The sequence below is a fragment of the Blautia sp. ZXY-1-C6 genome (assembly GCF_056339875.1).
Genome location: NZ_JBWJVQ010000170.1, coordinates 26,309 through 39,488, shown reverse-complemented (window position 1 = coordinate 39,488; position 13,180 = coordinate 26,309). Strand labels below are relative to the sequence as shown.

The 13,180-nt window shown below is 42.9% G+C and carries 14 protein-coding genes and 1 riboswitch; of the genes, 4 read left to right on the top strand and 10 right to left on the bottom strand.

Translation table 11 applies throughout. The features are described 5' to 3' along the window. Nucleotides 1-6: 6 nt before the first annotated feature. From atpD to AC075J_RS08455, 7 genes are all read right to left on the bottom strand, one after another. On the bottom strand, nt 7-1,404 hold the full coding sequence (gene atpD / locus AC075J_RS08485; protein WP_008706999.1) for a F0F1 ATP synthase subunit beta: 1,398 nt from the start codon (nt 1,402-1,404) through the stop codon (nt 7-9). Nucleotides 1,405-1,409: 5 nt separating this feature from the next. Next, complete coding sequence (gene atpG / locus AC075J_RS08480; protein WP_008707001.1) at nt 1,410-2,300, bottom strand: ATP synthase F1 subunit gamma; 891 nt, start codon at nt 2,298-2,300, stop codon at nt 1,410-1,412. Nucleotides 2,301-2,308: 8 nt separating this feature from the next. After that, on the bottom strand, nt 2,309-3,808 hold the full coding sequence (atpA, locus tag AC075J_RS08475; protein ID WP_055057703.1) for a F0F1 ATP synthase subunit alpha: 1,500 nt from the start codon (nt 3,806-3,808) through the stop codon (nt 2,309-2,311). 16 nt (nt 3,809-3,824) lie between these two features. Then, the gene (gene atpH, locus AC075J_RS08470; RefSeq protein WP_008707004.1) at nt 3,825-4,328 is read right to left on the bottom strand and encodes an ATP synthase F1 subunit delta; all 504 of its coding nucleotides are present in this window, start codon (nt 4,326-4,328) and stop codon (nt 3,825-3,827) included. After that, nucleotides 4,309-4,809, bottom strand: a complete 501-nt coding sequence (atpF, locus tag AC075J_RS08465) for a F0F1 ATP synthase subunit B (protein WP_476390240.1) — start codon at nt 4,807-4,809, stop codon at nt 4,309-4,311. Before atpF ends, atpH begins: the two co-directional genes overlap by 20 nt. Before the next feature lie 40 nt (nt 4,810-4,849). Then, nucleotides 4,850-5,068, bottom strand: a complete 219-nt coding sequence (gene atpE, locus AC075J_RS08460; protein WP_008707007.1) for an ATP synthase F0 subunit C — start codon at nt 5,066-5,068, stop codon at nt 4,850-4,852. Nucleotides 5,069-5,329: 261 nt separating this feature from the next. Further along, complete coding sequence (locus AC075J_RS08455; protein ID WP_055199842.1) at nt 5,330-5,992, bottom strand: F0F1 ATP synthase subunit A; 663 nt, start codon at nt 5,990-5,992, stop codon at nt 5,330-5,332. A 431-nt stretch (nt 5,993-6,423) separates the two neighbouring features. On the opposite strand from AC075J_RS08455, the gene AC075J_RS08450 reads away from it, so the two are divergent. Both AC075J_RS08450 and AC075J_RS08445 read left to right on the top strand, forming a co-directional pair. Further along, complete coding sequence (locus AC075J_RS08450) at nt 6,424-7,122, top strand: SGNH/GDSL hydrolase family protein (RefSeq protein ID WP_055199843.1); 699 nt, start codon at nt 6,424-6,426, stop codon at nt 7,120-7,122. 100 nt (nt 7,123-7,222) lie between these two features. Continuing rightward, nucleotides 7,223-7,999, top strand: a complete 777-nt coding sequence (locus AC075J_RS08445) for a GNAT family N-acetyltransferase (protein WP_055199844.1) — start codon at nt 7,223-7,225, stop codon at nt 7,997-7,999. A 335-nt stretch (nt 8,000-8,334) separates the two neighbouring features. Here AC075J_RS08445 and AC075J_RS08440 read toward each other — a convergent pair whose 3' ends face one another. After that, nucleotides 8,335-8,895 carry a folate family ECF transporter S component gene (locus AC075J_RS08440; RefSeq protein ID WP_008707011.1) on the bottom strand — a complete coding sequence of 187 codons (561 nt, stop codon included), beginning with the start codon at nt 8,893-8,895 and terminating at the stop codon, nt 8,335-8,337. A gap of 86 nt (nt 8,896-8,981) precedes the next feature. Beyond that, nucleotides 8,982-9,086, bottom strand: a riboswitch (THF riboswitch). Between the two features lie 278 nt (nt 9,087-9,364). On the opposite strand from AC075J_RS08440, the gene AC075J_RS08435 reads away from it, so the two are divergent. Continuing rightward, entirely contained in the window at nt 9,365-9,562 is a 198-nt protein-coding gene (locus tag AC075J_RS08435) for a hypothetical protein (RefSeq protein WP_055199845.1), read from the top strand. 61 nt (nt 9,563-9,623) lie between these two features. After that, complete coding sequence (locus AC075J_RS08430) at nt 9,624-10,802, top strand: hypothetical protein (protein ID WP_055199846.1); 1,179 nt, start codon at nt 9,624-9,626, stop codon at nt 10,800-10,802. Nucleotides 10,803-10,985: 183 nt separating this feature from the next. On the opposite strand, the gene AC075J_RS08425 is transcribed toward AC075J_RS08430, so the two are convergent. Together AC075J_RS08425 and AC075J_RS08420 are read right to left on the bottom strand one after the other, a co-directional pair. Further along, entirely contained in the window at nt 10,986-11,864 is an 879-nt protein-coding gene (locus AC075J_RS08425) for an amidohydrolase family protein (RefSeq protein ID WP_055199847.1), read from the bottom strand. Between the two features lie 153 nt (nt 11,865-12,017). After that, nucleotides 12,018-13,169 carry an alanyl-tRNA editing protein gene (locus tag AC075J_RS08420; RefSeq protein WP_118592884.1) on the bottom strand — a complete coding sequence of 384 codons (1,152 nt, stop codon included), beginning with the start codon at nt 13,167-13,169 and terminating at the stop codon, nt 12,018-12,020. Nucleotides 13,170-13,180 lie beyond the last annotated feature (11 nt).

Sequence of the window (13,180 nt, the reverse complement as noted above, 5' to 3'; positions counted from 1 at the left end):
CGCTCCTTATTCCTGACCCATCTCAGTCTTTGCTTTCTCGATGACATCCTCAATTGTACCAACATTGAAGAAAGCATTTTCCGGATACTGATCCATCTCACCATCAACGATTGCCTTGAATCCACGGATGGTTTCTTTCAGAGGAACATATTTACCCTTGATACCTGTGAAGTTCTCAGCTACATGGAACGGCTGAGAAAGGAACTTCTGGATCTTTCTTGCACGGAATACAGTGCTCTTATCCTCTTCAGAAAGCTCTTCCATACCAAGAATAGCAATGATGTCCTGAAGTTCTTTATATTTCTGAAGGATTTCCTGTACTTTACGTGCTACTTCATAATGTTCTTCACCTACAACATCCGGCTCCAGGATACGGGAAGTAGATTCCAACGGGTCAACGGCCGGATAAATACCCTGCTCTACGATCTTTCTGGAAAGAACGGTTGTTGCATCCAGATGAGCAAATGTAGTTGCAGGAGCCGGGTCAGTCAGGTCATCGGCAGGTACATAGACAGCCTGTACAGATGTTACAGAACCATCCTTAGTAGAAGCGATACGTTCCTGAAGTTCACCCATCTCAGTAGCCAGTGTTGGCTGATAACCTACGGCTGAAGGCATACGTCCAAGAAGGGCGGAAACCTCGGAACCAGCCTGTACAAAACGGAAAATATTATCAATGAAAAGAAGCACATCTCTGTGTTCCTCATCTCTGAAGTACTCAGCCATTGTCAGTCCGGTTTCAGCAACACGCATACGGGATCCCGGTGGCTCGTTCATCTGTCCGAACACTAAGGCTGTTTTTTCAAGAACACCGGACTCTTTCATTTCTGACCATAAGTCGTTACCTTCACGGGAACGCTCTCCAACACCTGTGAAAATGGAATATCCGCCATGCTCTGTGGCAATGTTCTGGATCAGCTCCTGAATCAGGACTGTCTTACCAACACCGGCACCACCGAACAGACCGATCTTACCACCTTTTGCATATGGTGCAAGAAGGTCGATAACCTTAATACCTGTTTCCAGGATTTCTACAGCCGGTTTCTGATGTTCGAAATCCGGCGGATCTCTGTGGATGACCCATTTCTGTTCTCCCTCAAGGGAAGGACCGTCATCTACTGTATCACCAAGTACGTTAAATAAACGTCCCAGTGTCTTATCACCTACAGGAACCTTAATGCCGCTTCCTGTGGCGATGACTTCTCTGTCACGCTGTAAGCCTTCGCTTGCGCTCAGCATAATGCAGCGTACCATATTGTTTCCCAGATGATGGGAAACTTCCATTACACATCTTTTACCGTTGTTCTCTACCTCAAGGGCATCCTTGATCTCAGGAAGATTTCCATCTTCAAAAACAACGTCTACAACAGGTCCCATAACCTGTACAATTTTACCTTTGTTCATCGTCGTCACTTCCTTTTTTGTGCTTTTGCACCGCTGACAATCTCAGTGATTTCCTGTGTGATGGCAGCCTGACGCGCACGGTTATACTCAATGGATAACTCCCTGAGCATCTTCTTTGCACTGTCCGTAGAGGACTGCATTGCCATCATTCTGGCATTATTTTCACTGGCATAGGCTTCTACAAGACATCCATAGATCAGACCAGTCAGGTAATTTGGGATCATGGTATTCAGAAGTACATCGGCTGATGGTGACAGCACGATTTCCTCCTGTGGCATGTCCGCAAGCATTGCCTGATTTGGCAGGAACTCTGCTTTCTTCAATGGAAGAAGCTGCATATTCACCGGCTCCATGGCAACTGCACTCTGCATCTCCGTATAGAAAATACGGACTTCGTCCAGTTCTCTGTCCAAGAACGCTCTGACAATCTCCTCTGAGATCAGACGCGCTCTGTGCATGGTCGGTTTCTGTACTGTATATGGAAAGTTCTCTGCGATATCCATATGTTTCTTCGTGAAATACTGACGGCCTACCATACCCAGCACATAAAGCTTGCAGTGCTCATGCTCTGCCATAAACTGTTCTGTCATTTTCTGGATATTATGGTTATAGGCACCTGCCATACCCTTATCACCGGTAACTACGATACAGCCGATCTTACGGTCTTCCTCCGCAATCTTATGACGGATACTGAAAAAAGGATGCTCTGTATCCGGCATATGACGCAGGATTCGGGAAATTGCTGCCTGCATATTATAGTAATACGGCTCTGTATCGGACAGGATTCTTTTGGCCTTCTGCATCTTGGATGAAGAGATCATATACATGGCATTGGTGATCTTCATGGTGTCCTGAATGCTTTTCATTCGAGTCTGAATCTCTTTCGTACTGCCCATATCAACACCTACCTGCTCTTATCTGCAAATTCTTCTGCCACTTTCACGATCTTTTCTGCCAGTTCATCCGGAAGCTGTCTCTTCTCCTCGATCTCTCTTCCGATTTCCGGATAAGCACTGTCAAAGTAGTCCAGCATATCTCTCTGATACTTCTTCATCTTCTTGGTTTCCACGTGCATCATTGCCTTGTGTGTTGCCGCACAAAGAGTGATGACCTGCTCATGAAGACTTAACGGGCTTGAAAGCGGCTGTTTCAGAAGTTCCATAAGTCCACTTCCGTATTTCAACTGCTGAGTTGTAGCCTCGTCCAGATCAGAACTGAACTGTGTAAAGATTTCCATCTCACGATACTGAGCCAGATCGATACGGACACTTCCTGCTGCTTTCTTCATGGCTTTTGCCTGTGCAGCACCACCAACTCGGGATACGGAAAGACCTACGTTAACCGCCGGACGCATACCGGAGTTAAACAGGTCACTCTCCAGGAAAATCTGACCATCTGTGATGGAAATAACGTTTGTAGGAATATATGCGGAAAGGTCACCTGCCTGTGTCTCAATGATAGGAAGTGCAGTGATAGAACCACCGCCGGCCTTTTCATTCAGACGGCTGGAACGCTCCAGTAATCTGGAATGGAGATAGAATACATCTCCAGGATAAGCCTCACGTCCCGGTGAACGTTCCAGAAGCAATGACAGTGCACGATATGCAACTGCATGCTTGGATAAATCATCATAAACCATTAATACATCTTTTCCCTTATACATGAAGTACTCAGCAAGTGCAGTACCTGCATAAGGAACAATATACTGAAGCGGTGCACAGTCACTGGCTGTAGAGGAGAATACTGTTGTATAGTCCATAGCACCGTGTTTCTCCAGAGTAGATACAATCTTAGCTACTGTAGAAGCTTTCTGTCCGATTGCAACATAGATACAGATTACATCTTTGCCTTTCTGGTTCAGAATGGTATCCAGTGCAACAGAAGTCTTACCTGTCTGTCTGTCACCGATGATCAGCTCACGCTGGCCACGGCCGATCGGGAACATGGAGTCAATGGAAAGAATACCTGTTTCCAGAGGAACTGTTACAGATTTTCTGTCAATAATTCCAGGTGCCGGATTCTCCACCGGACGATACCCGTCTGCCTTGATCTCACCTTTACCATCGATCGGCGCTCCCAGAGCGTTTACGATCCTTCCGATAAAAGCGTCACCTACAGGCACACCTGCCTGCTTCTGGGTTCTTGCTACCTTTGTTCCTTCTTTGATTCCTGTATCTTTACCGAACAGGATACATCCGATGCTGTTTGCACGGATATCCTGAACCATACCTTTCAGACCATTCTCAAAGGTTACAACCTCGCCATACATAGCATGATCAATACCATGTACCGTGGCGATACCATCTCCGACGGAGATGACTGTTCCTACTTCCTGGTCCTTGCTGATTTCGTCATAATTCTTAATTTCTTCTTTCAGAATCGAAATGATTTCATCTGGATTCATTGCAGCCAACTTTTATTCACCTCCGTGTCAATTTCTGTCTTAAATTGTTATAACGTCCGCGGAGACTCCAGTCGAACTCTTTGTCTCCGGCAGAAAGAATGAAGCCTCCGATCAAAGATTTGTCTTCTCTGAGAGTAAGGATTACTTCCTTTGCTCCAAATTCCCTGCGAAGGAAATCTTCCATCTTCTCTTTCTGGGCTTCTTCCGGTTTTGTTACATATGTGAGAACAGCTTTCAGAATTCCTTTCTGCTTGCGGCTGTAATTGCCATATGCTTCCAGGATATCATAAATGCTGCTGATTTTCTGATATTTACAGGTCACCTTCAGGAAATTTTTCATCTCCTGTGGGAAGACTCTGTCAATTACATGTTCTTTTTCTTTTAAAGAAACCAGTGGATTCTCAAGGGCACCTTTTAACTGCGGGGTACCCCTGAAAATCTTTTCTGTCTCCAAAACAGCTTCTTCCGGGACAGAAAGCTCATATAATGCTTTTGCATAATTAATGCTTGTTTCCGTCATTGGAATCACCTGCCTCTTTTATAAACTGGTCATAAAGGGACAAATCCTGCTGACTGCTGTTTTTCTCTCCCATGATCTTTGAGGCTGCATCCAGCGCGATCTCTGCCACTCTGCTTTCCATAGCCTTCATAGCATTTTCCTGCTCTGTCCTGATATCTGCCTTTGCTTTGTCAAGCATTGCACCAGCCTGTGTGTTTGCATCTTTTACAATACGCTCAGCCTGTACTTTTGCCTCATCCTTTGCCTGGTTTACAATACGCATGGATTCGTTTTTCGCAGATTTCAGTGCATCTTCATATTTGCCTTTCAGTTCATATGCCTGTTCTTCTGTATCTTTGGCACTTGCGAACTGCTGGTCGATCATGTTTTTTCTCTGCTCCATCACATTGAGGATCGGACCAAATAAGAACTTTTTCATTAAAAGATAAAGAACAATCAGGTTAATAATTGTAAAGACCAGGTTGATGTTAATCTCGATCACCTGTCCCACCTGCCTTTCTTAGTTATTCTTTATCCATCAATTAGCCAAGCATGATAACGATCAGAAGACCGATAACGAAACCGTAAATAGCTGTTGCCTCGGCAAGGGCACATCCTAAAAGAAGGGATTTGCTGATCTTGCTTTCTGCTTCCGGCTGTCTTGCGATTGCTTCTACTGCTTTGGATGTTGCCATACCAATACCGATACCAGCGCCAATACCTGTTAAAACTGCGATTCCTGCTCCAATAGCTACTAACATAACTTTTTCCTCCTGTTGTTTAACTGAAATAAACTAAATATTACAAATCTTTCTTCACAATATGCTATCCTGTCGATATTCCGATGAGATCATTGATGCCTGTGCAACAGATGTCTGTACCAACGGTTGTTTATGACCGTTATGACCCACCGGATATCCGGACAGCATTTAAGTGCTGTTCATAACTGCTGTCTTATCCATTATGTCCCGCGTCTCAGGTCTTATATAGGTGTCATATTCCTGTATGAACAGTAGTCTTTTTTATTCAATAGCTTCTTTGATAAATAAAGAAGTTAAGAATACAAATACATAAGCCTGAATGAATCCGTCAAAGAAATCAAAATACAGGCTGAATGGGATAGGAATAATTGCCGGGCATATAAACTCAAGAAGTTTCATAACCACATAGCTTCCTAACACATTACCAAAAAGTCGCATACAAAGTGATGTGGGTCGAATGGCGACCTCCAGAATATTGATTGGCAGCATAATCGGTGCCGGCTCTGCGAAGCTTTTAAGAAAGCCTTTCAGACCTTTCTTATGGAATCCTGCATACTCGATCAGAAAAATACTTGTGAGTGCAAGACCGATCGTACAGTTCAAATCCTTTGTAGGCGGTACAAATCCAAACACACCGAAAATGTTTGCAATTCCAATGTAAATGACAACTGTCATCAGATAGGGAATATACATTTTTCCCTCTTCTCCAAGGATATCCTTAAAGAAATCATGAAGAAAACTGACACCGGTTTCCAACAAAATCTGTTTCTTACCGGGGTTTTCCACACTCAGGTTTCTTACGAGCACCAATGACAAAATTAAAAGCACTGCCATGATCACCCATGTCACTGCTACTGACTCTGCAACTGGTATTCCTCCAAACACCGGTATGGTAAAAACTGTCTTACATTGAAGTTCTTCCATTAACGTGTCTGCTAAATTACCCGTTTCTTTTCCCTCCTTTTTCTATTTAAATCTCCGGAAGATATTCTGGCTTTTTATGCTGTCTGCCTCAGATGCCTCAGCCAGGATTCCTAAACTTATGTCTGTAAAATATTTCATAAGCTTTCCATCGATTCAAGATTTTGAGATTATTATATTAAAATCCGTTAAAAAGTCAACAATTATTTTGACTATTTCTGGCAAAAATAGATTTTCTTTTTGTGCATTTCATCCAGATATTTTGATTGAAAAATAGATTTTCATAATTTTTTTAATGCATTTTCACGAAAAAAAGGCAATTTTCATTGACCGAACTGTAAGCAGATGATATTATTTTATATGGTTTTTATATAAATTTTATATCTCTGCACTTACCAATCCTTATATTGGTAATACCAAACAGGAGGTTTTTTATGCAAATCATTTGTCTGGGAGACAGTATTACGGACTGTAATCATTTATTTGAAGATTTTCCTCTGGGAAATGGGTATGTACAGATACTCTCAGAAATGTTCCGTAATCAGCCTCCTTCTTTCTCCATATCCGCAGATACCGTCAGACGCTCATCAAGCGCTGTACAGTTAACAGATAGATCAACAGGTGCCATACATTTCAGGAACTGTGGCATAGATGGCTTCACTGTGGCAAGAGTCCTTGAAAATATCCGTCAACACCGTATTTTTTTGCATTGCTCTCCTGTTATAACTCTGCTGATCGGCATCAATGATATCGGTCTGATAATGAACACAGACCGGACGGATTCTCAGAAAGAACAGATGATGAGAGAGTTTGCCACTCATTACAATGAATTATTGAATCTGCTCACTGCAGATGCCAGGCAGGTAATCCTTATGGAACCCTTTATCTTTCCACATCCGGAAGAATATGAGACATGGATTCCCTATGTCCATACCATGTCTGATATTATCCGACAGCTCTCTGTCAGATTCAGACTTCCATTTCTGCCTCTGCATAACTATTTTAATAAGGAAGCAACTCAATCGGGATTTGATGCCATAACAACAGACGGGATTCATCTTACTTTGTATGGGCATAAGCTTCTGGCCGAGAAACTGTTCCCTCTCCTTCAAAGCATTGATAACAATCCCTGAACAGATAAACTATTGCGCATTTTCCCGGAACTTTGTATAATAAATCACTGTCCTCGCTCATATCTGCGGACTTATTATGGAAAGGAGTCTTCCTTATATTATGGAAACTACAATTAAACAGATTGAAGATATGTCTCTGAATGCCTGGCCATCTCACAAGATGGAATTATACGACGGCTGGATCCTGAGATTTTCTTATTTTTATACACACAGAACCAACAGCGTAGAACAGTTCGGCAATTCCACCCTCACCTGGCGGGAAAAAATCCCATACTGTGAAAGCGTATATAAGCGTCTGGGAACCCCCGCTGTATTTAAGATCAGTCCTCTTGTCTCTCCTGACTTTGATTATGTTCTGGAGAATCGGGGATATGCCATCCAGCATACCACCAATGTCATGGCAATGAGCATGAACGCCGCACGGCTGGATACTCCATATCCTGATGTAACCTTCTGTGACAATATTCCCTCCGAATGGATTGAAAGTCTGTTCCGTTTAAAAAACACCACCAATCCCATCCACCGGAAGGTTGTTCCATCTATGTATCAGGCAATCCTCAAGGAAACCATCTGTGCTTCCATCCGCATGGACAACCAGATCATCGCAACCGGACTTGGTATTCTGGACAGAGATTATATCGGCATCTATGCCATCCATGTCAAAGAAGAATACCGCAAACATGGCTATGCCCGTCAGATCTGCACCGGACTTCTGAAAGAAGGAATGAAAAAAGGTGCACAGAATGCATATCTTCAGGTTGTAGAAGGAAATGACAATGCCCGCGTTCTTTATAAATCGCTGGGGTTTCATCAGCTATACACCTACTGGTTCCGCGTGCAGCCGGATGAAAACGGAAATTTCCCGCCTGAGAAATAAAAAAGAACTATCTGTAAAGCATTTTCATTTTCTGCTTTTACAGATAGTTCTTAATTTTTATAGATTTTAACTTTTCTTTTTCGGGGAATCAGTTGATTCATTTAACATAGTTCGCGCCAACTATGTTGTATATCATTTTAATTTTAATATTCAAGTCTTATTCTGTATTTTATCTCTGACTCAATTATGTTACTGTTCACTCCGTTCACAGTAACGTAGCCAAAATTCATTCCAGATTGCCTGCGGCAATGGAATTTTGGCTTGTATGTCTCGGGATTTTGGCATATTCATGCCAAAACACCTCGCGGAATAGTGGTGTGTGAACAGTAACTCAATTATACTGTTTTGTTTTTCAGCACTGCAGGTGATGTATTACCTACAACCATCGCTGTCAGCGGGCTGAAATACAGCAGACATGTTAATACACAGTAAATCGGGATCATAATTGCAAACTGTACCAGTCTTCCGGGCATGATCGCATAGAAATTATATCCAAGCATGATCACAAGTCCTGCTGTTGTAAGCACCAGAGAGCTGAGAACTGCAGTTACCACGATAGATACGCAGATACCAACTGTCTTTCCTGTTTTCTTTCTATTTGCAAATAATGGTTTTGCAAGGGCAGGAAGCACACCCCAGAGGATTGCTGCAACTGTGATAAACGGATTTACAGCATAGCCTTTCATAAAGCACCCGATAATATCCGCACATAATCCACAGACACCACCAGCTACCGGGCCAAGCCACAGACCTGCAAGGATTGTACATACACTTCCCACAGAAATACGGTACGCACCAAGATCAATGACCAGAACTCGTGTGAGTACCAGATGCATGGCGATCAGAAGAGCCATGAACACCAATGTTTTTACGTTCCAATATTGTTTTTTCTGCATAATAAAAACACCTCCATAATGTGTTTAAAAAATAGAGTAGTTACATAAATAATAATCCCTCCACATTATGAGATGCTCTCATATGTAGCAACGGGTGCGGAAATTATATCGTAAGCAGCACGCTTTCTGCTTTTCGTTTCACGGCGACTCCCCAGCCTGTGAACACTTGACGCATAAAATCCTACTTCGCTATTATTTATTTATCGAAATTATAACACAATCCATAGAAATTTCAATATATTTTCCGTTATTATTTTCACAAATTTGAATGCTGTTTTTTGTTCATTCTATACGAATGGTCTGCTTTTTTTACTTGAGAATATTGCTGCAAACACTCGTAAGTCTATGAATAAAACAGCCGCATATACTAATACTATAACATTATGCAGCAGTCCGGCATCTTCAGAAATGAGAAATTACATGAATACAGATATCCCGCCTCGGTCTGCTATAATCATGGAGGTAAAAAATGTCAGAAATATGTAAAAATAACTGCCAAAATCCTTATAATATATGTTATGATAATTACCTGAATACCAACGCCTGTACGGAATGTACCGGCCTGATATGCACTCCTGCCAAAGACAATGACGAATGGGAAAGCTACCGGAAAATTTTTGATTTTATCCCCGAACCGCCGGAAAGCAATATCCCTCCCTATAAATAATTATTGCATACGGCAGGAATCATGTTCAAACGAATGATTTATCGGAGGTCCTGTCTGTATTATGAAAAAACTGCTTGCTGCATGTGTCTGTGCCGGCCTTAGCTTTTCTTTTGCCGGATGCAGCCCTGAAACCATACTGGAACAATTCACATCCACCGGAGACACATCCGTCCGGGAACTTACTTCTTCATCTGACACCACAACTGAAACCGAAACAAAAGACCGTATCTATATGGATGAACTTTCCGGTACCCTGCAGGATTTTTCAGGAAGCCAGCTTATTCTGAACACGGACAGTACCTCCTATGTATTTAATGTTTCCAATGCCACCCTGGAATGTAAAGGCGGCATGATCACCGGCGATGAGATCAGTATCATTTACGAAGGTCAGCTTTCCGGTACTGACACAGGCAGTGTACATGTTCTGAAGGTTGTAGATGAATTTCATAAAAAAAATAAGCTGAAAAAGCGCACTGCGCATGGGCAGGTCATTTCCCTGACTTCCAATACCATCACAATAAAATCAAAGAAAGGAAAAACAGCCACCTATCCGATCACAGGAACAAAACAATATTATCAGAATGGAATCAAAGCCGGTGACTGGGTTTACCTTACATTCAAGGGGAAATTCCCGGATACCTCCAATGATTCTTCCGTATCCTTAAATGCCAGTCACCTGAAAGTACTGAGTATTTCTGATCTGAAAGATCTGGAAATACCGGATCCTACCCCAACTCCGGATCCAAAACTCACACAGACACCGGAGCAGATAGAAAATAAAGAAAAACAGCTGCTGGCAACTGTACAGGGAGTAAATCTGAATATCCTCCGGATTCTTCCTGCCGGAAGTGACACCTCCTTTAATCTGGATATGTCAGCAATTCCCGCTTACTTCAAGGGAGGAATTGCCCCGGGATCTCATGTTAATGTTACTTATATCGGAGATCTGGAAACAACATCCCTGGAAGAAGTCCGTATTATTGCTGTGACAGGTGAAGATCCTGATACCATTAATGACAAACATATTTCCTTTACAGTAACCGGCACGATCATTGGAAGTACTGCCAACACCATCACTGTACAGACAGATGACGGTGCCATAGATACCTTCCGTACAGAAAACGCGCAGGATCTCACTGCAAGCGGCATGGAATACGGCGACTATGTGTGTGTTACCTTCCATCCATCCAAATCAAAATCTTCTAATATTTATACAGCAATTAAGGTACAGGATGCGTAAATTGTTACTGTTCACTCCGTTCTCAGCAACACGCTTCGCGATGCAGGAAATATGAACCTCCTTGTGCAATGCCCAAGGAGTATCGTTTGCTTCACAAACTTAATTTATGCTAATCGCATAAATTCGCGCGGTATGTCTCGGGTTTTCTGTGACCTTCGCTCACACAAAACACCTCGCGGGATATCACCAGTGAACAGTAACCGTAAATTTCTTCTTGATTTCCGCTTCACCTTCCGCAAGCCAGCGGTATGCAGCATCCTGATCACCCAGAATTTCCACAAACGACTGTACTTCATCCCGGATTCCTTTTCCATGAAGAACTCTGTAAGCCCCCGCATCACTTCCGGGGGCTGTTTTTATTCCCAGCCGGAATGCTTTTCTGATATTCTCTTCTGCAGATTCTATGATTGGTTTCAGAGTCTCATCATCATAACGTCCGTCTCCCAGAAGATTTCTCACTGTAATCAGAGTCGGAACCCAGACTGTATCACTCTCCGCCAGCATGGCAAGACTTTCTTCATTCATATAGTTTCCATGCTCCAGACTGTCCACTCCGGCAGCCACCGCTGCCTGTACTCCGTAATCTCCGTTGGTATGGGACATGACAGCCATACCTTCCTCATGTGCAATATGTACCATTTCCTTTACCTCTGACCCATCCAGAGGTGTTCCGGTAATCGCTCCATGTTCATTAAAATCCAGAATCCCGGTAGTCATGATCTTAATAAAATCTGCCCCTGCCTGTTTCGCCTCCAGAACACGCTTATGAAATTCCACCATTGTGGCAAAACCTTTTCCCACAATAGAACCATAATGTCCTTCTTTATGAATGGCAAATATCGGAGTTCTGTAATCTATTCCATACTCTGGTGCAAGCTCTTTCGCTCTCGCAGAAACACCCAGCGCATCACCGCCATCCCGTACAAAAACAATTCCCCGTTCCTGGTATGCTTTCAGATGCTCTCTTATGATCTTATCGTCCGGTCCATTTTTATGCATATCAATTGCATGGCGGTAATTCACGCCATCCATAATGATATGCGCATGACATTCTCCAAACATTTCCTGTTTCTCTTCCTCTTCCCTGCTGCTTTCTTAACTCAAAGCATAGAGTCAGACGGATAAACTCATCCGCTTCGCTATGCAACTCTATGCTCAATAACCACTCCGCAGTTTTACTTAATCTTTTATCTATAATCTTTTATCTACAATTTTTTATTTTTCAAAAAAATTTCGGATTTCGTCTTCTGTTGCCTGCACAGACCCCTGGACAAAGAATGGCTTTCCGCCGCCTCTTCCGTTTAATGCAGCATTCATTTCCTTTGTATACTGCCGTAAATCCCCGTCAATCTCGCCCATGGCATACTTATAGCTTCCATCTTCATTTCTGGAAAATACTGCACAGCAGCCCTCACAGGTATTCATCACTGCATCCGCAAGTTTACGTACAGAATCTGCTTCCAGACCTTCTTTGAAGATCAGGACACTTCCTGCACCTTCCCATTTCTTAGACTCTGCCCTAAACATCTCTTCTTCCATACGGGCAACCTGGCCTTTCATACGGAAATTCTCATCCTGCAGACGCTGTACTGCATCTGCTGTTCTGTCCATCTTTGCAGAAAGCTTCATGGAAATCTGATGATTCTGCTCATTCACCATATTCAGATAATCCAGAACACGTTTACCGCAGATCATCTCCATACGGATACCATCATGGAATTTCACTACAGAAAGAAGCTTCACCATTCCAATCTCACCTGTATGTGTCACATGGGTTCCACAGCAGGCGCATACGTCTACTCCCGGAAACGTCACGATACGAACCTGTCCTGTCAATTCTTTCTTACTTCTGTAATCAATAGTCTTCAGTTCCTCAGCATCAGGATAAGTGATTACAACTTCCCTATCCTCCCACACTCTCTCATTTACTTCCCGCTCAATTTCTGAAAGCTGCGAGTCATCCAGCATACCATTCAAATCTACAGTGATCACATCGCTTCCCATATGGAAACCTACATTATCATAACCATACTTCTCATGAATAATACCGCTGACCATATGCTCACCGGAATGCTGCTGCATCAGGTCAAAACGCCGCGCCCAGTCAATTTTTCCTTCAACCTTCGCACCCACTTCCAGAGCCTTATCAGTATAATGAAGTAATTCTCCATCTTTCTCATGAACCTCTGTCACCTTTGCATCCCCCAGTGTTCCCACATCACTTGGCTGACCGCCGCCCTCCGGATAAAAAGCACTCTCATCCACAATGACCGCATAACCTTTCTTTTGCTCTCTGCACTCTACTACGGTTGCGGTGAATTCTTTTTTATATACATCTTCATAGTATAAACGTCTTGTTTCTGTCATGATCTGTCTCT